Origin of the sequence: Parasphingorhabdus flavimaris (genome assembly GCF_013371215.1) — a bacterium.
GTDB lineage: Bacteria > Pseudomonadota > Alphaproteobacteria > Sphingomonadales > Sphingomonadaceae > Parasphingorhabdus > Parasphingorhabdus flavimaris.
This window is the reverse complement of the sequence record NZ_JABWMH010000001.1, coordinates 668,972-689,479: the sequence shown is the minus strand read 5'-3', so window position 1 is coordinate 689,479 and position 20,508 is coordinate 668,972. Positions and strand designations below refer to the sequence as shown.

At 56.2% G+C, this 20,508-nt stretch carries 19 protein-coding genes and 1 tRNA gene; 9 read left to right on the top strand and 11 right to left on the bottom strand.

Features of this window, described 5'->3' with window-relative positions; translation table 11 throughout:
* Positions 1–30 precede the first annotated feature (30 nt).
* Both HUO14_RS03360 and HUO14_RS03355 read left to right on the top strand, forming a co-directional pair.
* Positions 31–106, top strand: a tRNA-Lys gene (locus HUO14_RS03360).
* A 265-nt stretch (positions 107–371) separates the two neighbouring features.
* The gene (locus HUO14_RS03355) at positions 372–1,007 is read left to right on the top strand and encodes a TetR/AcrR family transcriptional regulator (protein WP_176278451.1); all 636 of its coding nucleotides are present in this window, start codon (positions 372–374) and stop codon (positions 1,005–1,007) included.
* A 132-nt stretch (positions 1,008–1,139) separates the two neighbouring features.
* Here the strand turns inward: HUO14_RS03355 and HUO14_RS03350 are convergent, their stop codons facing one another.
* Positions 1,140–2,285, bottom strand: a complete 1,146-nt coding sequence (locus tag HUO14_RS03350; RefSeq protein ID WP_176278450.1) for a L,D-transpeptidase family protein — start codon at positions 2,283–2,285, stop codon at positions 1,140–1,142.
* Positions 2,286–2,372: 87 nt separating this feature from the next.
* Here HUO14_RS03350 and HUO14_RS03345 point away from each other — a divergent pair, with 87 nt between their 5' ends.
* Positions 2,373–3,014 carry a murein L,D-transpeptidase catalytic domain family protein gene (locus HUO14_RS03345; protein WP_176278449.1) on the top strand — a complete coding sequence of 214 codons (642 nt, stop codon included), beginning with the start codon at positions 2,373–2,375 and terminating at the stop codon, positions 3,012–3,014.
* A 78-nt stretch (positions 3,015–3,092) separates the two neighbouring features.
* Here the strand turns inward: HUO14_RS03345 and HUO14_RS03340 are convergent, their stop codons facing one another.
* The gene (locus HUO14_RS03340) at positions 3,093–3,689 is read right to left on the bottom strand and encodes a CC0125/CC1285 family lipoprotein (RefSeq protein ID WP_217907891.1); all 597 of its coding nucleotides are present in this window, start codon (positions 3,687–3,689) and stop codon (positions 3,093–3,095) included.
* Between the two features lie 184 nt (positions 3,690–3,873).
* On the opposite strand from HUO14_RS03340, the gene HUO14_RS03335 reads away from it, so the two are divergent.
* Complete coding sequence (locus HUO14_RS03335) at positions 3,874–4,317, top strand: host attachment protein (protein ID WP_176278448.1); 444 nt, start codon at positions 3,874–3,876, stop codon at positions 4,315–4,317.
* A gap of 95 nt (positions 4,318–4,412) precedes the next feature.
* On the top strand, positions 4,413–5,711 hold the full coding sequence (locus HUO14_RS03330) for an acetyl-CoA hydrolase/transferase family protein (RefSeq protein ID WP_176278447.1): 1,299 nt from the start codon (positions 4,413–4,415) through the stop codon (positions 5,709–5,711).
* Between the two features lie 17 nt (positions 5,712–5,728).
* On the opposite strand, the gene HUO14_RS03325 is transcribed toward HUO14_RS03330, so the two are convergent.
* Positions 5,729–6,229: a hypothetical protein gene (locus HUO14_RS03325; protein WP_176278446.1), complete on the bottom strand. Its 501-nt coding sequence runs from the start codon at positions 6,227–6,229 to the stop codon at positions 5,729–5,731.
* A 31-nt stretch (positions 6,230–6,260) separates the two neighbouring features.
* Between HUO14_RS03325 and lptB the strand changes: the two genes are divergently transcribed.
* The 3 genes from lptB (at position 6,261) to HUO14_RS03310 (ending at position 9,623) form a co-directional block, all read left to right on the top strand.
* Positions 6,261–7,040 (top strand): LPS export ABC transporter ATP-binding protein, encoded by a 780-nt coding sequence (gene lptB, locus HUO14_RS03320; protein WP_176278445.1) that lies wholly within the window; start codon positions 6,261–6,263, stop codon positions 7,038–7,040.
* Positions 7,041–7,225: 185 nt separating this feature from the next.
* Complete coding sequence (locus tag HUO14_RS03315) at positions 7,226–8,038, top strand: universal stress protein (RefSeq protein ID WP_176278444.1); 813 nt, start codon at positions 7,226–7,228, stop codon at positions 8,036–8,038.
* A gap of 34 nt (positions 8,039–8,072) precedes the next feature.
* On the top strand, positions 8,073–9,623 hold the full coding sequence (locus tag HUO14_RS03310; protein WP_176278443.1) for an MBL fold metallo-hydrolase: 1,551 nt from the start codon (positions 8,073–8,075) through the stop codon (positions 9,621–9,623).
* A gap of 8 nt (positions 9,624–9,631) precedes the next feature.
* Here the strand turns inward: HUO14_RS03310 and HUO14_RS03305 are convergent, their stop codons facing one another.
* The 7 genes from HUO14_RS03305 to HUO14_RS03275 all read right to left on the bottom strand — a co-directional run bounded on the left by HUO14_RS03305 (position 9,632) and on the right by HUO14_RS03275 (position 17,370).
* Positions 9,632–10,459 carry a universal stress protein gene (locus tag HUO14_RS03305; protein WP_176278442.1) on the bottom strand — a complete coding sequence of 276 codons (828 nt, stop codon included), beginning with the start codon at positions 10,457–10,459 and terminating at the stop codon, positions 9,632–9,634.
* 177 nt (positions 10,460–10,636) lie between these two features.
* Positions 10,637–12,238 (bottom strand): tetratricopeptide repeat protein, encoded by a 1,602-nt coding sequence (locus HUO14_RS03300; RefSeq protein WP_176278441.1) that lies wholly within the window; start codon positions 12,236–12,238, stop codon positions 10,637–10,639.
* Between the two features lie 225 nt (positions 12,239–12,463).
* Positions 12,464–12,955 (bottom strand): PAS domain-containing protein, encoded by a 492-nt coding sequence (locus HUO14_RS03295; RefSeq protein WP_176278440.1) that lies wholly within the window; start codon positions 12,953–12,955, stop codon positions 12,464–12,466.
* A 528-nt stretch (positions 12,956–13,483) separates the two neighbouring features.
* Positions 13,484–14,416, bottom strand: coding sequence for a PilZ domain-containing protein (locus HUO14_RS03290; RefSeq protein ID WP_176278439.1), 933 nt, complete (start codon positions 14,414–14,416; stop codon positions 13,484–13,486).
* On the bottom strand, positions 14,417–15,025 hold the full coding sequence (locus HUO14_RS03285) for a DUF11 domain-containing protein (RefSeq protein WP_176278438.1): 609 nt from the start codon (positions 15,023–15,025) through the stop codon (positions 14,417–14,419).
* Positions 15,026–15,048: 23 nt separating this feature from the next.
* The gene (locus HUO14_RS03280; RefSeq protein ID WP_176278437.1) at positions 15,049–15,426 is read right to left on the bottom strand and encodes a hypothetical protein; all 378 of its coding nucleotides are present in this window, start codon (positions 15,424–15,426) and stop codon (positions 15,049–15,051) included.
* 525 nt (positions 15,427–15,951) lie between these two features.
* Entirely contained in the window at positions 15,952–17,370 is a 1,419-nt protein-coding gene (locus HUO14_RS03275; RefSeq protein ID WP_176278436.1) for a Mur ligase family protein, read from the bottom strand.
* Between the two features lie 34 nt (positions 17,371–17,404).
* Between HUO14_RS03275 and HUO14_RS03270 the strand changes: the two genes are divergently transcribed.
* The gene (locus tag HUO14_RS03270; RefSeq protein WP_176278435.1) at positions 17,405–18,262 is read left to right on the top strand and encodes an LD-carboxypeptidase; all 858 of its coding nucleotides are present in this window, start codon (positions 17,405–17,407) and stop codon (positions 18,260–18,262) included.
* A 47-nt stretch (positions 18,263–18,309) separates the two neighbouring features.
* Here HUO14_RS03270 and HUO14_RS03265 read toward each other — a convergent pair whose 3' ends face one another.
* Positions 18,310–20,232 (bottom strand): polysaccharide biosynthesis protein, encoded by a 1,923-nt coding sequence (locus HUO14_RS03265; protein WP_176278434.1) that lies wholly within the window; start codon positions 20,230–20,232, stop codon positions 18,310–18,312.
* Positions 20,233–20,508: the final 276 nt, after the last annotated feature.

Sequence of the window (20,508 nt, the reverse complement as noted above, 5' to 3'; positions counted from 1 at the left end):
GGCTTTGTGCGCTGCACCAACTGTTTACGGGGGCCCTTAGCTCAGTCGGTAGAGCAACTGACTTTTAATCAGTAGGTCGCTGGTTCGAACCCAGCAGGGCTCACCATTATATCCATCCTTTGGCAATAACATGGTGCGCATCGCTCGCGTGGTGAGCGCTTCGTTCCGAGCGAGCGCCGGTCTGAGCCTCTTCCCGCAAGCCGTGGCCAAATTTCATGACTGCGAAGCGATGCTGATGCCGGTATTGACGATCTGCCACCTCGAGGGCCGGCGGCAGAAGAAACTCACTTTCCCGGTCCAAAATTCATCTGATATGCTCTATATTCACGACGCGAGACAGGATTGCCATTTGGGACTGACAAGGAGTTCGATTGACCTATTCCGTGAAACTGACCCCGCGCGTTGCACCGGTACAGGCGAGAGCCCGGCAACGCGTCGCGGATATTCTGGATGCCGCACAGGCCCTGCTCGAGACCGATGCGAAGGTCACCACGAGCACGATTGCGGCGCAGGCGCAGATTCCGGTTGGCTCGATTTATCGATATTTTCCGAACGTCCACAGCGTCTATCGCAACCTGTTCGAGAAATTGAGCGTCGGCCTGCGCGAACAAATCGCGATTGTGATCTCGAAGACCGACAGCGAGGAATCATGGGACGTGCTGTTGCAGGAGATATTGAATAACAGCATCGTCTTTTTCCAGCACAACCCCGCTTATGGCAAATTGCTGTTCGGGAACGCCACGCAGGGGCTGGACACGGTCAAGCGCGAAACCGTTTCGCTCCTGTCCACGCAACTGGCGGAGAGATGGCGCGCGGGTCACGACGGGTTCCACGATGGTGATGTCGACGACGTTTCACGAATGGCTTCGCGACTGTTCACCTTCGTCGAGCAATGCTATTTCGAGCAGGATGGCGACCGCCAGGACCACGTTTCCGTCGTCGAAGCGGTCAAGGCGCTGCAGGCCTATCTTTCGATCTATCTGACGCCCGCGTCCCAAGGATCCTGACCCTCTCCGCACGCCCCTGTTATCACGGCAATCCAGCTTCTGATCATCGCAACGCCTTCCGCATGCGCGGTTGACCGGAGACTTTGCGGCCTGCGCCTGTCAATGCTTCTCTCCGCGAGACAGCGGAATCGATCAGGCCGCGCAGGCGGTCGCGCGCTCGTTCTGCGCCAGCTCGAGATTGTCCCTGCCGTAGACGTCCGGGAAATAGCTTACGGTACCGTCGCTCGCGCCTTCTGCGGTGAAATAGGCGATATAAATCGGGATCGGTTTTGTCGTCGATAATCTCGTCGTCTTTCGGCTGGCCAGAATATCGTCCACCTCTTCTGCCGTCGCCGATCCCGCGAGCAATGTCTTGACCAGATCGATCGCGCCGCCGACCCGGATGCAGCCGTGGCTGAAGGTCCGCACTTCTTCCGAGAAGAGATTCTTGTTCGGTGTGTCATGCAGATAGACGCTATATGCGTTGGGCATAACCAGTTTCATCTGCCCGAGCGCGTTGCCGGGACCGGGCCGCTGGCGGTAACGGCCATCCTGATAGACATAGCCCCTGCTCCGCGCCCTCGCCGGATTGTTGCGCACCATCGATCCGATCCCTTCCGCGACAATCGAAGTCGGGATTTCCCACCACGGGTTCAATATCGCCCCGCTTACCGTTGCATCGAATATCGGGGTCGGAGTCCGGGCCTTGCCCACGATCACCGGCCATGTCCGCACCGCCTCGCCATTCTCCCACAAGGTCGCCTCGAAACTGGCCGCATTTACCAGCAGATATTTCTCGCCCATGATCAGCGGCATCCACCGCCATCGCTCCAGATTCACCGCCAGTGTCGCGCGTTTCTCTCCATCGGCTTCGGTTGCATAGGCTTCGCGCAGGGCCCGATAATGGGGATTGCGCGGCCTGAGTGCATTGAAATAGGCGGTAAGGTCGTCGCGAACCAGCGCCTGCATTAACAGGCTCCGGGTATCGATTTTCGCGTCATCGCTGCCGATCCGCCATTGCGACCGGGCGGCGGACGGCGAGCATCCTTCCAGATGCGCCATCATCAATTCGTTTGCCGCGACCGTCGCAAGGCGCGAGCGCCGGTTCGGATCGGTGGCGGAATTGGGCTGGTCAAAAGCGGTGATGACGCAATTTTCCAAGCCTTCCGAGGGCCTTGCTTCGACCAGTTGCTGCAACTCGGCAAGTTGGGATTCGGTCCAGATCAGGTGGTTTTGGTCCTGGGCCGAGGCGGAAGCCGAAAGCAGCAGGCCGCCCAGAATTGCTGATAAAATTCTCATCCGGTCGTTATTCCGGTGATCATCGGGCGCAGCAATAGGTAGAGTTACTTAATCTTCCATACAGGGAAGAGCTGCTATAGAAGTGTAATGAAGAGAAGACATTTTATCACCGCCGGCCTTCTGGGCATCACTGGTGCCGCCTATGGCCTCGGCTCCCGATCACAAGCAGCAAGCAAGACGGCTGCCCGATTGCCGGCCCGCCCCAAGCCGGTTCTGGCGGCCGGTCCAACCACTGTGATCGACCGCGCCAAGGCCGCGATGGCCACGCATGAATCATCCCTGTTGCACAGCGACAGGATCGGCATTGCCGACTATTCGCTGCACAGCGCCAAGGAGCGTTTTCATATTGTCGACCTGACAAACGGAACGACACAATCTTTCCTGGTCGCGCATGGCAAGGGCTCCGACCTCGGACATACCGGCTGGCTGCAGGAATTTTCCAACGTGCCGGGATCCGAGGCCTCGTCCGGCGGCAGCTATGTGGTCAGCGAGACCTATGTCGGCAAACATGGTACGTCGCGACGACTCAAGGGCCTCGATCCGAGCAATAATCTGGCCGAAGCACGAGCGATCGTGATCCACGGCGCCTGGTATGCTGAACCGGAAATGGTCAAATCACACGGAAAACTGGGCCGGAGCCAGGGCTGCTTTGCCTTTTCCGAAAGCGATCTTCCGGTCATATTGGAACGGCTGGGACCGGGCCGCCTGCTCTATGCCGACAAGATATAACGGATAATTGACAGCGCTGCCTGCCGCGAGAGACACCACCGGCGGAGGCCCCTCTCGCGCAGGTCAACAATCCGGCCGCTATTCGTCTTCCGGCCATTTGATCGAAGGCCGGAGATCATCGAGAACCTTCCGGGCGTCGAAAGCACGCGCCGTATCGGTACGCATCGGACCGCGGTGCATCATGATCTCCGCTTCCGCCTCGAACCGCTCCACCGTCCTCACATCGCTATTGTAGGACCAGAAGGGATCGCGGCCATATGGATGCCAGGTCGACCAGACACCGCCGCGATAGTAGCGCCAGTGTGGCCGCCAGTAGACATAGCTCGAACCGTACCACGGGTCGTAGCGCGAGAAACGCTCTACATAGGTTCGCCGATCCGCTTCGGTAGTATGGTCGGTAATCCGGAACCAGTCATAACCGCTCTGGACCGTCAGTTCCGCGGCGCGGTACAGCAGATAATCCTCGACCGTATTACGCGAAGTAAGCGTATTGCCGGCAAAGCGGACACGATAGCGGGTCTCGCCAAGCCGCGTCTCCGAATAGCCGCCGGAGACACGCTGGCCGGCGATTTCCGGCTGATAGGGAGTTGCCGTGGCACAGGCGAGCAGCAGCAAGGTCATAAGCATTGCTGCTGTCCTGGAAGCGGCTTTGGAAAATTTTCTGTGATCTGTCATTGTCGCTCCTTCCGATTTTGCCGCTGCGGCGGCTGAAGAGCCCCCATTCTCGGATTATGCCGAGAATTTGTCGTTACGTAATTGTTCGTAAGACCATTGCGCCCGGTCCGTAACAATACCTATCGCCGCCAATCTCCACAGATCCTAAAAAGTGTAATGGCAAATCTGCTGACGGGAGAACGAAATGCTGGTGCGCAAGGATAGCAAGGTGATCGCGGTTGACGGTTCCCGCATGGCGATGTTCCGAAATGTCGGAGAGGCTTTTGCACCGGTGCTGGAGCTGATCGAGGAGCATAAAAACCCGTCACTGCGGACGTCGGAGCTCGGGACCGACAAACCGGGGCGAAGCTTTCAAAGCGGCTCTCCGCGCCGCGGGGCGCATGAACTTACCGACCTCCAGCAACTGGAAGAAGACCGCTTCGTCACCGATATCGCGCAAAGGATCGAAAAGATCGTCGGTGACACGAAAGCGGGTGTCATTCTGGTCGCTGCGCCACGAGCGCTGGGAGTGATCCGCAAGCAGATGAAAAGCGAGACAAGCGCCCGACTGGTGGCAGAGATTGCCAAGGATTTCGGACCTGGCGCAGCCGAACCGCTCGCAAAGATGCTCGCCAAACATGAGGCGTGATGTCCCGCTTCCCTGCTCCATTCCACCGTCAATTTCTCATTGCTTGACTGTCGCTGGCCTGTTGATCTCGAACGTCCCGGCCGGAGGCAATGTCCATGTCCCATATCGATGAATATCGTGCCCGGCTGGGTACCGCCGCCGAGGCGATCAGTGGACTGAAGTCCGGCGCGCATCTGGCAATGGGTATGGCCACGGCCGAGCCACCTGCCCTGCTCGGCGCGCTGGCCGACATGGCGGAGCACGGCAGGGTCGATGACATCAAGCTATGGTATTTCCATTCAATGGATCATGCCCGTGACACGGTTCTGCGGCCTGGACTGCTCGGTCGCATCCGTCCGCGCTGCATGTTTTTGAGCTCCATCGAACGGAAGCTGCTCGGCGCGCAGGGCGCCGGAGAGAAAAGTCCGATCGAATTTGTGCCCGTCGCTTTCAGCGAATCCCCCCGCCTGTTCAAGGAGCAGGTTCCGCTCGATCTCTTTTTGACCACTGTATCGCCAATGGACAAGCACGGGTGGTTCACCTTTGGCACCAGCAATGACTATTCCACCACCGCCGCCCGCAGCGCGAAAAAACTGGTCGTTGAGGTCAATCCGAACATGCCGCGCGTGTTCGGCGCTTCCCTGCTCCATATTTCCGAAATCGATGCCATTGTAGAAAACACCGCTCCCCTTGCGGAAGTTGACGCTCCCGGTACGTCAGCAGAAGAAGCCATTGTTGCAGCCACCATCGCCGATATGATTGATGACCGCTCCTGTCTCCAAATGGGTATAGGGGCGCTTCCCGGCGCGGTTTGCGCTTTGCTGAAAGACCGCCGCGATCTCGGCATCCACACCGAGCTGATGACCCCTGCACTCGCCAGCCTGATCCAGTGCGGCGCGGTCACCAATCAGGCCAAGACCACCTATCGCGGTCGCAGCGTCTTTACCTTTGCCATGGGCGACAGGGCATTTTATGATTTCCTGGACGATAATCCGGCGATGCACAGCGCGCCGGTCGATATCGTCAACGATCCCCGGCATATTGCGAAGAACAGAAATGTCGTTTCGGTCAATGCGACGCTGCAAATCGACCTGGGCGGGGCGTGCAATTCGGAACATCTGATGGGGCGGCAATATAGTGGCTCCGGCGGCCAGCTCGATTTTGTCCGCGGTGCGACCGCATCGAAGGGCGGCAAGTCGATTATTGCATGCCAGTCCACTGCCCGCAACGGCACGGTATCGCGCATCGTTCCCCGGCTGGACGGGCCGGTGACGACGCCGCGCAACGACACCCATATCGTGGTAACCGAATATGGCGCAGTCGACCTGAGGGGAAAGTCGCTGAACCAGCGATCCGACGCCCTCATCGGGCTCGCACATCCCAGGTTCAGGGATGAACTGGCCAACGGCCTGTAGAACCGATCACTGAACAATTATGAAAGCCCGTTTCTGCTTTCCTTTCCGGTGTAGGACTGGACCAGCGGAAATAGCGCAAAAGCGATCTGGGCACCAAGACCGATACGATTTTCCGGCAGATCAAACGCCACCAGAGCGCCGCCCAAATCCCCCTCCTGCAACAGCAACCTGACCAGCATATCACCGACCATCAGCCATGCGAAGGCGATCCCGCCCATCGCCAGACGATCATAGGCTTCTGCGGGAATTTTATATCGCCTGGTCAGGAACCGGCAAAAGAACCAGGAGAATAAAAGCATCGGCGGAATTTCGATCAGCACCGCCATCACTGGTCCGGTAATCGGCACCAGAAAGAACATGCGCATCGCCCCCAGAACGAACCCCAGCGCGAACACACCGAGAAAGTAGAGGACACCGGCTTTCAGGACATTGGCCATAATCGGTCCATAAGTCGGAAGGCGGGAACCGAAATATACGTAAACTCCCTGATATTGCGCGGATGCCGGGACGATTATCATATCGGTTTTCCGGTCGAGGCGGTGCAAATCATTGAAACATTTCAATCTTCCCACATTGCCACAACTCGCGAACCCGCCGGCTGTGGATAGCGCTGGCCTCTCGGTTGTTTCGGTCACCAAGAAATTCGGCAGGAAAACGGTCCTGCACGACGTATCATTCAATGTCGGGCGATCAGAGATCGTTGGCCTGCTTGGTCCGGACGGAGCAGGAAAAACCATAACCTTTTACTCGATACTCGGCTTGTTGCGGATCAACGGGGGGCAGATCATTCTCGATGGAGAAGATATCAGCGGTCTGCCACTCGATCAGCGTGCGCGTCGCGGACTTGGATATTTGCCCCAGGAAACATCGATATTCCGCGGGCTGACGGTCGAACAGAATATCATGACCGTGCTCGAGCTGTTTGAAAAAGACCCGGTTGCCCGAGCGCAAAAACTGGATGATCTGCTGGCCGAATTTCATATCGACTATGTCCGGAAAGTGCCGGCTCGGGCGCTGTCGGGCGGCGAAAGACGCCGCTGCGAAATTGCCCGCGCGATGGCCGCCAACCCGACCGTCATGCTGTTTGACGAACCCTTTGCCGGGATTGATCCGATGTCGGTCAGGGACATCAAGGGGATGATCTCCAAATTGGAGAGGCATGACGTGGGCATTCTGATTACCGATCAGAATGTGCGGGAGATGATCGATCTTCTCGACCGGGTCTATATCCTGCATGAAGGCCGGATCCTGTTCAGCGGTGCGCCGGAAGCCATGCTGCAGGACAAGACCGTTCGCCGCCTGTATCTTGGCGAAGAGCTTTTCCATTAGAGCGCCTGCCCAGCCGCCCCGCCCGGGGCATTTTGCGCGGGATCGCTGGCGTCATGGAATAGCTGGCAGCTCCGGCACTCCGTCAACCGCCGGCCCGGCATCCGTATAATCCCTGATACAGCGCGAATTGGTGTCCGGATAGGATATGAAATCCGCCGGAATTTTACCCAATCAGGAGAGATCATATGAAATCCGTGCTACTCTATGTGAATGACGATTCCGGCCTTGATGCTCGATATCAGGCAGCGCTGGATATCACCCGCGCGCTGAGCGGGCATCTCCATTGCCTGCGCGCCAACCCCTATAATCCGCAAATGGCCTTCGACGGTGTGACCGGCATGTCGGTGATGTACGACGTCGGCAAATATGCGCGGGAAGCCGACATCGCGCTGAAGGGAGAAATGGAAAAACGGCTGTCCGGAGAAGACGTGCCGTGGGATTATCAGGAAGCGAATGCAGAGGCGGCAAGAGGACTGGCGAGAAGCTCCGCGCTCGCCGACCTGATGGTGTTGAGCTCGGCCAGCGGCGACAAGGACAACACGACGCCGATCAGCATATTGGGAGACGTGGTACTCGGCACCAATATTCCGGTGGTTGTCCAGCCGGACAGCGTCAAGAAATTCGATGTAGCGGGTCCGGCGGTGGTCGCCTGGAATGGAAGTTTTGAAGCGGGCAACGCCCTGCGCGGCGCAGTCCCTCTCCTCAAGCTGGCCAGTGAGGTGCATATTGTTGTGGTCGAGGAAGACAAGGATCATGATCTGCCGCCTCTCGACGCGTCGGAATATCTGTCAGGACACGGGATCGGTTCCAAAATCCACGATCTGGAAGCAAAAAACTCGTCTGTGCAGGATGTGCTCCTGTCATCCGTCGCCACCCTGGGCGCGAGCTATCTTGTGATGGGCGCCTATGGCCACAGCAGAGCGCGCGAGTTTCTGCTGGGCGGCGTTACACGAAGCCTGTTCCACGATTGCCCGGTCCCGCTGGTGGTGGCCCATTGATCTTGGAAATATATTTTCCGAGAGGAAGAATTGAATGAGTGGTGCAAGCGTAAAATTTCATGGAGCAGCAGGGACAGTGACCGGATCCTGCTTTGAAGTCAGCGGAGCGGGTCAGACGATATTGGTCGACTGCGGCATGTTTCAGGGGACCCGGTCACTCGAATCCCTGAACCATGAGGAATTGCCATTTGATCCGAAAAAAATCGACGCAGTGCTGCTGACCCATGCCCATCTCGATCACAGCGGCAGGCTTGCCTATCTCTATGCCAGAGGCTGCAAGGCCAAGACATATTGCACGGCTCCAACCGCCGATATTCTGAAACCGCTCCTCCAGGATGCCGCCAAATTGCAGGCTGCGGATGTCGAGCGCCGGAACCGCCGGGCCGACCGGGCCGGCCTGCCGCCCTTCACTCCGCTCTACGGCAGCAAGGACATCACCCGGCTGCACAAGAATATTCGTACCGTCACCTATTGTGAGGAAAATTATCTCGACAATGGCGTGTCTTTCCGTTTCTGGGACGCCCGCCATATCGTTGGATCGGCTTCGATCGAAATCAATATCGGCGGCCAAAGGCTGCTATTCTCGGGCGACATCGGTTCCGGCCGCGCAATCAACTGCTCCGCATCGGACATCGGCGGCTATGACCATGTCTTCTGCGAATCCACTTATGGTGACCGGGACCGCGAGCTGGTGCTGGTCAGCGAGCGCCGCGAGATGCTTGCCCGCCATGTCGAGGAAGTGATGGCAGCCGGTGGGAATCTTCTGATCCCGGCCTTTGCGCTGGAACGTACACAGGCGATCCTCGAGGACTTCGATGCCTTGTTCGAAACGAGACGTCTCGCGCCGGTGAATGTCTTTCTCGACTCTCCGCTGGCCCAGAAAGTCACGATGGCGGTGATGCGCTACCGCGACAGCGGTACCGACATGCTGAAGCGATCCAATATACGGTTCATCCAGAATACCGCGGAATCCAAGAAGCTCAACCGGATGACCGGGATCGTCATCATTGCCGGTTCCGGCATGTGCGAGGGCGGACGGATCAGGCACCATCTTGTCCGCAACCTGCCCAAACGGCAATCCCGGCTCCTGTTGTCGGGCTATCAGGTTTCAGGGACCCTGGGCTCGGTGCTCCGGGACGGCGCAAAACGTGTCCGTATTTCCGGCAATGATGTCGACGTAAAGGCTCAGGTTGCGACGCTCGACGGCTATTCCAACCACGCCGATCGCAGCGGACTGATAGAATGGATCAAGGATCGCACACCGGTCAGAGGCTCGCTGTTTCTTGTCCACGGAGACCCCACCGCCCTGGCCAGCCTTGCCAAAACGATAGAAGACGTACCGGATTTACCCTCCGCCATCGTCCCGGCGCTCGGCGAAACCTGGGCATTGCAGCCAGCAGAGCCAGCCACCCGCGAGTCCGCAGGGCGCCCCGATGCAGCGGACCTGACCGCTTCGCGCGACTGGATTTCCAAGCTTGCCGCATTGCGCGCAGAGGTGGAAGACAAGCTATCCAGACAGAAGAGCAATCAGGATCGCGAAAAAATGCTCGCGGCACTGAAGCGGGCGCTGGACAGCGTCGACTGAAGCGGGCGCTATTTCCTCTCGCGGACCATCAGGACGTCCTGACCGACCCAGCCGAGCACATGCTGGGCGTTGCTCCCCAGTGTCGCACGGGAAAGCGCTCCGCGCCCATGGGTTCCCAATACCACCAGATCCGATTTCGTCGCTTCGATCTTGCGATATAATACGCCCCCCAGATCGCCCTTCTCGATTGATCCGTTCACCCGGTCGAATACGGTGTCCGAAATATCGCGTCTCGCCAGAAAACGGGTCAACGATGTCTGCTCCTCGGACTTTACATCCTGTGCGACCTGATCGGAGCTCAGCCAGGCGCTATAGGGTTCGTGATAGGCGTGGACCAGGTGAAGCCTGGGGTCGGGAAATAATTCGGCGGCCGCGTTCAGCGCCTGCAGCGAACATTCCGAGAAATCGGTGGCGATCAGGATATTCTTGTAAGCCTTTTGGGGTCGACGCTTTACCACCAGGACCGGAACGGGCGCGTTTCTGATCAGCTGATCCACCGGCCCGCCAAGCAGGATATCGCCAATGCTGTTATAGCGCGCGACCCCGGTCACGATCAGATCGCATTTTCTGTCTTGTGCGGTTTCGATGATGGTCGCGGCAATATCGCCGATCTTGACCAATATCTCGATGTCGACCTTGTTCCTGGGCAGTTCATCGGCAATTTGCTTCTCGATTTCGCGGATATTGGTAGCCGCGTCCTTCGCCCGAGCGGGATCGAGAATATGAAGCAGGATCAGTTTCGTGTTCCACTCCTTTGCGAGCATCAACGCCCGGTCCAGCGGCCGATCGCAACGCGCCGAAAGGTTGGTCGCCAGCAGAATTGCTTTATGATCCATTGCTCTGGCCTTTCCTTCAGATCCATAACCCGTTGCCGGGCCGCCGACCCGATCGCCGACCGGCATTGTTCAGGAATAATATTCGCCGATTGCAGACTGAATCAGTGGTGTCCCCTAGGTGATTTTACCTAGACGATCGGCCGGGGCCAGATGGTCGAACTTTTCATGTGCGAGAAATCAATCGAGATTCGCGTTTTCAAAATCCTGCTCCAGCTCACGGATCAGCACAGGATTGGCGATCCACCGGGACAGCACGTCTCGCGGCGTTGCCGTTTTCGGCAGACCGGAACGGGCTATCAGGCTCCGCCAGGCGCGTTGCGCCTCCGCTTTGTCTCCGAGCGCAGCGGTGGACAGGATATAGCTTATTTCCAGACCTGGAGCAGCGCCCGGTGCTGAATCGAGATATTTCGACGATAGTTGCCGGGCTCCCATGGCATCGCCACGCTGCAGTTTTTGCATGGCCAATGTCGCAGCGACGACCAGATCTGCATAAGGGTCCAATTCCAATGCCCTGACAGAATATGCTTCGCCTTCCGGCAAGTTGCATGCAAGCATATATAGGCCCAGATATCCCATGATCCTCGAATTCAGCGGATTGAGGCGGACGGCGCGTTCCCCCCATGCAACGCCCTTGCGGCAGTCCCCTTCATAGAAGGCACTTTGCGCCACCGCAAAAGTGGCGACCGCGCTATCATGATCCAGCTGCGCAGCTTTCAATGCGAAATCCTTGCTCAGGCCATCAATGGCATGACGATCGCCAAATTGTTCCGATACGTTTTTGGCAATCACCATCATGCTCATCAGATAGGGATCGTCGGGAAATTGTTCGGCAGATGCTTCCATACATTCCAGATTGGGTTTCAACAGGCTTTCGTCGCGATAACGCATGAATTGGTGGAACTGGAGCAAGCACGGGTAACCGGGTGAGTAATCGCCGCGAAATTTCGCAAGCTCATGTTGGGCGATTTTCCCATGGGGGCTTGCGACAATGACAACCGACCGATCCAGGTCAGCCTCCAGAGCTTCATTGGATTGCGCATTGACACCGTCAGACCAGATTACCTCACCGGTGTCACGGTCGATCAGGCGAAGCTGGATACGGTCGTTCAGTGGATACAGGACCGAGGTTTCCAGCAGATATTGCGACCCGCTCTGCGTGTCCGCATCCCCATCGAAAATTCGCAGCTGGTCGAACTTTTCCAGCGCGCTGACAAGATAGCTGCGAGTCATCTGGACCTGGGTACGCTTGGCAGGATTGGTCACCCCCTCCGGTCCTCTCACGATGATTTCCGGATAGGCAATCGAGGTTACTTCTGCCTTTGCAGACTGCTGCAGATAGAAAAGCGCTCCAAGAGCCAGCAATATGATCAGAACGACCGTGGCAAGAACGGGACCAATATGGTCGCTGGCGAAGTTCAGCAGTCGATCCAGAAACGCTGTTCTTTTCCGACCCGAAGCGATCACCTCGGTGGTGGCTTCCGCAACGCCGGAATCGGCCTTTCCATGAAGCGTCTGATTGACGCCGGCCGGTTCATTGGGTCCCAGGACAATCTCGTAATGGTTATACGGAATAGAAAGCCGCATCTCGCTATTTTCGCGCAAGTAGAAATGGTCGAGCATCCTGCGCAGGCGACCGATCTGAACGCGCGGATAACTGTCTATCTGCGTATCGAACCCGTCGTCACGGCCGAGCGCATCGACAGCGATAACATAGGCTGTCAATGGCTTGTCCACCTCGCGCAACTTATACTCCACGAGAAACCGGAGAAGTTTGCTCATGATTGGAGATCGCGCGAATTCAAGATCGCAAAGCAGTCGATCACGTTCCAGACATAGTTGAAGTTTCTCGTCTTCGCTCAAAACTGGCAAGGCCCTTTCGTCAATAGCAGCGCCCTGCCCCGCATTAAAAACTGCCTAGGACAAGCGCGATGGCCGTGTTGCGTCAACCCGTTTTACCGAAAATAGTCGCCAAATGCGCACTTACTATACCCGAATCAAGAGGGATTATCGATCCTCAGGTGCGCTTAAATCAATGAAGCAACCAAAAACACCCAGCACAGAGCCGTCTTTGTCGATCTGGCAGGTTCCACGAGACAGAACAGGAATTTCGTTTCCCTGTTCGGTGATAATACGTGCTCGAAATTCAAAATCCTCTCCTTTCTTCAAAGCCTTTTCAACAGCAGATTGCGCCATAAGACGATCGGCCCGGTGGTAATAGTCGATTGCATTTTCGAGCGGCGGATGCCCGAGAGAATGTCTACGTTCATGCATATCAAAGATATAGTCGGACCATCTTACAACCCTTGTCCCGGCATTCATGTGCCAGGATCCAAAACGGCCAACATGTTCAGAAATTTCAAGCGTTAATTTACATCGTTCCAGTTCCAGGGTGACCGCCTGCAAGTCTCTCTGCGATTTTCGCAACCATAGTACCACAAAGAAAATCGTGGCAATCAAAGCAAACGCGCAGAAAAATTGGATATAAATTATAGACATCCGACCAATATACCCTCGCATCTGGACGGGAATTGGTTGCCCGTATGATGGCTAAACAATTGCGTGCCTCAGCTGTACTACCCAGCAGTTAGCATAGATCCACTTCATTTCTGGACGGCGCAATATATTGTAAGGACAATTGACAATTTCTTAACGTTGAAGTTGGGTCACCAACAGTGATGCTTTACAACAACGACAGCGCTACTTGGGGGTGATTTTCTGGTATGTTTGCGAAGAAGCAAAATCCCGTGTTATCAATGTTGGACCAAAATCCAAAATCTACCTCCAAATATCACCTGGCCATGCGTTCGGAATGTCATGTCAGCGACATGCTCTACCCATCCGACCGCAGGATATAAAAATTATCCATTTCTTTTCTACCTCCTTTCTCCCTTGAATATGCCGTCAACGGAATGTTCATCAGTTCAACCCGGGGGGGGGGGAATCCATATTTGATCGCACTCCCGCCTGTTTTCGGTTCTTGCAGTCAGAACGACTGCTCCACAGGATAAAATAATCTTGAGGTCTTCAGCTAAATTGCGTCTTTGCCAGTGCGCGTTCTTCGTCAAACGCGCGCAACACGATAGCGCCGATCGACAATTCTGCATTGTCGGCATCTCGGATGCTCACCTTGTAAAAGAATTTCGAAGTCGCCTTGAATTGAGTGAGAGCTTCGACCGCGGAATCCATTTGATCGATCAGTATCTCACGTCCCAGATCATCGTGCCCGATAACCTGATAAGGAAGTGAAACCGGTTCTTCGCCCGTCCAGCAGCTCTGATGGGCGCTCTCGTTGAGGGCTAACAGTTCGCCACTGGAGATTCGCGCTGCCCGATAGAATGTCGACAGCCAGATCATCAGGTCATCGAGCCGAAGCCTCTGGGAGAAAACGATTCCCACGCGATTGCCCACTTGCCACCGCACCGTGCCATTAATGTCCAGCAAATCTGGCACCAACAGCCGCAATTTTTTTCCGATCTCGAACTCAAAATCGGTTTCCACACAGAGGCCGGCAGGCGAAATATCGCAAATATTGGCGTGAATCAGCTTCGATCCCTGATAGAGATTGATGGGATGCTTCATTTCCACTCTTGGCAACCGGGGCACCCGTCCCTGCTTGGCCAGGCTAGGTTTGGACAGTAGCTCGGCCACATCGACGGGCTCAGCAAACTCGATGCCGGCAAATGAATCCTCACGCCAGCGAACGGTACCGGTCAATTCCTTGTCCTCGGTCAGCATGGCGGAGACCGTATCTCCCAGATCGAAATTCATTTGCACTTCGACCATCATGCCGGTGGCGGAGAGGTTTTTGATAAACCCCCATCCTTCTCCGGATTCCGTCTTGATCTTGGCTAGCCGGAGCATCGTTATATGCCGCTCCTGCTGCCGGCGTTCCGGGTCGGGCAAAACATGGCCAAAATTCACCGGTGGGCCGACCGTTTTCTGTATAGCATTTTTCATTTACTTGACCTTCATTCTATAACGTAAGGAAAAACGATCATATTTCCCGCTGACCGGCATCAAGCTGCCGCGGGGTCGGAATTTGACGTGCGTGACATGCGGATCGAAACCGTCGCCGTCGGCAACCGGGACATATTCAAAAGTCTTTCCGCCATCATCGGAAAATTCGATCGAGTCCGTCGAACTGGAAAGCCCGTCGAAGCGAAAATCCAGGCCACTGTCATTGTCCACAAACGCGGCCGGTCCGGTGCCGACTTGCCCGAGATCACCGACGAACAGGGACAAATGTGCGGGCACCATATCGGTGACGGCAAATGATGTGGCTGGCGATCCGTTTTCGGTCGGACCCGTCACGGTGACAAAAAAATCGACGATGGCGCCAGGCACAGCCCGGGCCTTGTCTCCGGTTGCGACCGTGCTCGCGACAATGCGGTTGGATAACGCGATCACTATATTGTCCCGGGGACCGACTTCAGCCGATAGCGGAGCTGGCAGAACCGCCAGCATCGAAGCGATGCCACACAGCCGGATACCGGGTCGTGCAATAATGTCTTGCCGATCCCGCATAAATTTTGTGTCCATCCGGCCTGTCTTCTTGAATATCTGCATGATCATTCCCTCTATTGCGCCGCTCACTGCAATTCTGTCAGCCGGAGTTCGCACGTTTCTGCGGTGCCTGAATTGGCCTCGAGACCCAGCAGAACCGAACAATCCCGAAAACTGCTGCGCCGCGAAACACTCGTGTCATAATCGTCCATGCCGTTTGCTGTGCGGACGGTCGATTGCATGGAGAACGGCTTGAGGACGCGAGCGCTCGCCACAGCGACCCCGCGACCGTTGGCGCTTGCCAGAGAGCCTGCTTGCTGTGACCTTGGCGTTTCGGATGCCGATGCCGGCAAAATGCCAGGCGTCATTGCGAAAATGGCGCATAGAGTTGCGGATGTCACGCAGCCCACTGAGCGCGAAAGACCGATTGCCTCGTCGGGCAATATTATATCAATTGACTGCATGACTCTTCCCACAATTCTTTGGCAAGCAGGAGGCGCACGGGCATCTGTCAGATGATGGAGCGGATAGTTGTGCTATCCGCTCCATCAAGAACAGTCGGCACGACAAGGACCAGAATGTCGAACCGGTGCCGGGACAACTGTGGCGCGTTAGGGGTTGCCACAGACAAGAGCCGGATTGCCCCGCTTGCTCATCGTTTGTGGCGACGCAGCGGGGGAAAAGGCAGTTAGACACGGCTAATGTTACAGTATGTTACGTTTCAATACATGCAGACCGTTGAATTTAAGGGGATATTTTTGACTGCCCTCCAAGGGTGTCACGGAGCGTTAACTCCTTCTTCATAAAGGTTGCCGACTTGTTTACCTTGGATTGTTGGGGAAAAGGTAACCATCTGCTGGCGCGCCATCGCTTTTCAACGATTCATCCCTCGATGCTGTCACCGGGGAGCTAGTCGGCGCGTTCGAAGGCAATGATCGCAGTCCGGGAAATATGGCAATTCCGACGGAGGCCTTATTGCAAAAGACTCCTCAGACGGCATCGGTCCCGCGTTGATCATTGGCGATCGCCGCCAGGATCGAGTGGGCAAAGATATGCAATGTATCATCACGCGCGCCCATTATGACGATACGGTCACCGGTCTTGGCGATTTCGACAATATTATCACCGCAACCCTGCCTCTCGGCAAAATAGGCTGCGGAACCACCGGCAGCGGTTATTGCATCGACGATCGATTGGCTGCCAAGCGTCCGATCAACCGTACCGCCAAAATAGACCGGATCGCACAATATCACCCGATCGTCACCGTCGAGGTTTTCTGAGAAAACCTCGGCAAGCTCGGCACCCATTTTCTTGATCGGACCAAATCCGTGCGGCTGGAAGAAAGCTATGATCCGTCCCGGAAAAGCCTTCAGCGTCGCAAGCGTTGCCGCGATTTTGTCGGGATTATGCCCGAAATCGTCGATCACGGTGATCCCATTCGCGGTTCCGACAATATCGAACCGGCGCGCAAGGCCGACAAAGCCCTCAATCGCCGCTATCGCGCGGTCGACCGGCACGCCGGTCGCGCAAGACGCCGCGATGGCCGCCAGCGCATTGGCGATATTATGCCGGCCCGGGATCTGCAAAGTGACCGGATAGTCAACGCCACCGGTCCGCATGGTAAAGCTGCTGCCGAGCGCTTTTTCCTCGACCTGTAAGGCCTGATAATCCGCGCCTTCGGAAAATCCGAAACTGCGCGCATTCTCCAGTCCGCATGATGCAACGAGCGCTTTCGATTCCTCGTCATCATTATTCCAGACCGCATATCGCGCATCGGCGATAAAATCGCCGAACAAAACTCTCAGTTCTTCAAGGCTTTTGTGATCGAGGCTGACGTTGTTGAGTACAGCAATTTCCGGATCGAACAAAGCGATGGAACCGTCGCTTTCGTCCACTTCGCTGACCATCAGTTCGCCTGCTCCGACCCGGGAACTTGCGAACGGAGCATCACTGTCGACGAAATTCTTCATCACCGCACCGTTCATGATCGTCGGGCCACGACCCGCCTCGGTCAGGATCCAGCCGATCATTCCGGTCACCGTGGATTTTCCGCTGGTTCCGCCCACCGCAATGCTGTGTTCTACCGCATTGAAATGTTCTGCCAGAAGTTCCGCTCGGGTCATCCGCTTGCAACCCAATGCGATCGCTCGGGCAACATCGGGGACGCTGTCTTCGATCGCAGCCGAAGCGATCAATATCTGGCTGCCGTCGACCAGACCGCTGCCATCCTGATCAAACAACTCGATGCCTCGATCCTGAAGCCATTGGAACTTGTCTGCCAGTCGTCCTTGGTCGAGGGCGCGATCGGATCCGGCGACCCGTGCGCCGGCTGCCTTGACGATCATCGCCAGGGGCAACATGCCCGAACCGCCGATTCCACAAAAATAATAGGATTTGTCTTCGCTCATTTTTTCGCGCTATTGCTTCTCTATCTGTTTGGCAATGGCGCAAGGAACAAAATCTATCTCCTCACCAGTCCGCATCGGCATCTGTGCTCCGTCGACCCCTTTCAACCGGGAAGAAGCCGACCGCGTTGTCGCGCTCGCCGCCGAGAGCCACCCGCAGGCCGAATTGATATTCGACGAGCAATGTTTTCTCGAGCACGGGCATTTTGCCGGAAATGATGAACAGCGGCTCGCAACTTTTGTCGCGTTGGCAAACGATCCCGCCATTGACGCGATATGGTTCGCCCGCGGCGGCTATGGTGCTGCACGGATAGCGGATGCCGCTATCGGCCAGCTGGGTGGCGATGCCGGACGCAAGACCTATCTCGGCTATAGCGATGCGGGGAATTTGCTAGGCGCGCTCTATCGCGCGGGGATCGGCCATGTCGCCCATGGCCCCATGCCGTCGGATATCGGCAGAATCGGCGGCGAGGACGCGATCGGCAGAGCATTGGACTGGATTGTCCATCAACGGCCCGACGCGGTCGATCCCGGCCTGGCTAGCGGACGGAAATATGCCGCGTTCAATCTCATGACTCTCGCCATGATGACTGGCACGAAGCTGATGCCGGACCTGCGCGACCATATCCTCATCATCGAGGAGATATCCGAATATCTATACGCCTTTGATCGCGCGATGTTTCACCTTTGCAGCAATCTTTCGAACCATGGCCTGGCCGGCATCCGTCTCGGTCGCGTCAGCGATGTCCCCGAAAATGACCGCCCCTTTGGCGAAGACCCTGAAGCAATCACCAGAAGATGGTCTGAGCAATACGGGATCGCCTATCTTGGGCGCGCGGAAATCGGACATGACGCCCAGAACCGCGTTGTCCCGTTCGGGCTTTTAAAAGGCTGATCGATAGGGCCGTCGACGGCCCTATCCACACGGTGCCAAGGGCGTGTTCAGGAAGCTTTTTCCATCGTAGCATTGTCTCTGCCATGTTCAAATTCCGGCACCAGCGACTGGAGCATATTGACCGCCGCCTCCGGATCGCGACAGTCCATGAGGCTGGCAATCAAGCCATTGAGCGCATCCAGCGCGATGAAGGATTCATGAGCCTTCATTATCCGGGCGTGCAATGTCGGTTGCGGATCATTTCCGATGATCAGCTCTTCATAGAGCTTCTCACCCGCACGCAGTCCGACTTCGACAATTTCGATATCGCCCTCGGGATTTTTTTCGTCACGAACCGTCAAGCCTGACAGCCGTACCATCGTTTCCGCCAAGTCCAGGATTCGAACCGATTTCCCCATGTCGAGCACGAAGACTTCACCGCCTTTGGCCATGCCAGCGGCTTGAATGACCAGCTGAGCCGCCTCCGGTATGGTCATGAAATAACGCGTGACGTTGCGATCGGTCAGCGTAATCGGGCCACCCTGTTCGATCTGCTGGCGGAACAATGGCACCACCGACCCACTGGAGCCGAGCACATTGCCAAATCGCACCATCGAGAATTTGGTCTGGCTTTCCTTGGCAGCAAAATTCTGGATCACCTGTTCGGCCGCCCGCTTTGATGCCCCCATCACATTGGTCGGACGGACCGCCTTATCGGTGCTGATCAGAATGAAATCTTTTACCGCAGCCGCTTCAGCCTCAGCAGCCAGCGTCTGGGTGCCCAAAATATTGTTGCGAATGCCTTCCACCGGATTGGCCTCGACGAGCGGCACATGTTTGTAAGCGGCCGCATGAAAAACAGTGTCCGGAGTCCATCGCGAGAATATTTCGCGCACTCTGACCGCATCGACCACGGAGCCCAGGATCGGGATAAGCTCAAGGCTTTCTCCGTCTCGCGCTGCGGCCAATTCCTGCAGCTCTTTTTCAATCCGGTAGAGAGAATATTCCGACAGATCCAATAAGATCAGGCGGCGCGCTCCCGACACAGCGATCTGCCGGCACAATTCTCCGCCGATAGACCCTCCTGCTCCGGTGACAAGCACTGTCTTTCCAACGATTGTCCGTCCGAACAGCAACTCGTTCGGCACAACCGGCTCCCGCCCGAGCAGATCTTCGATTTCCAGTTCACGGATATCGCTGAAGGAAACGCTACCGGAGAAAATTTCCTGCATTTTCGGCAAGGTCTGGACATGGACCTTGAACTCTCGAATCTGCTCCACGATGTCGCGGCGCTTCTTGCGATTTATTCTCGGCAGCGCCAGAAGAATATCGGTGACCTTCTTTTTCTCGATCAATCCGGGAAGGTCCCCGCTCCAGAAGACTTTGTCGCCGTCCAGCCGCTGGCCATTTAGCCGCTTATCATCGTCGACATAACCGCATAGCCGCATCGCAGGTTCTGACCGCATCGAAGCGGCCAGTTGCTGCCCTGCACTGCCGGCGCCGTAGATCAAGACGTTCTTGACCTCGCCGGCGAACCGGTTCCGACCGAGAATATCGATCATCAGATATCGTGCGGCAACTCTCATGAAGCCGACCAAAATGAAGAATATCACCGGTTGGATGACGCCGATCGTGCGTGGCACGCCGTCGACGCCGATAACGGCGAACAGAAGCGCGATCAGCACCGAATAGGCAGCAAAAGCGCGAACCAGTATCTTCATCATCCCGGTACCCGCATAGCGGAAAATAGCCTGGTAAACGCCGGTCAGGACGAAAACAGGCACCATGATCAAGAGACATGCCAGAACGATCTTCTGGACCGCAATATCCCAAAGAATCCAGACGCCGATACGAAGAGAATAGGCTATCCAGATCGACTGCACACATAATAAAATGTCGAGCAGGAACACGATCAGCTTCTTCTTCCATCGCGCCAGCCGGGCGATATATTCCAGAAACGAAGTGACTACGGCTGTGATATTTTCAATCATTTAATTTTCAACATTGGCATTCGATTTACATTACTGAGACGCCGGTGGGGCTATTTACCTTCCGGAATCGATTTGGCCAAGTACTTTAAAAACACCTTCTCGCCGCGAAGAAGGTCATTCTTCCTTGACGCGAACCTTCAGACAATCAACCTGTCATATGTCATTTAATCAGACGTTCACACAATCAACGGTAAGCGGCATGCAATCAAAATTCGGTATTCTGCGAACTTGACCTGTGATAGCCAAAAGGTCACAAGCCGCCAGATTTTCATGATA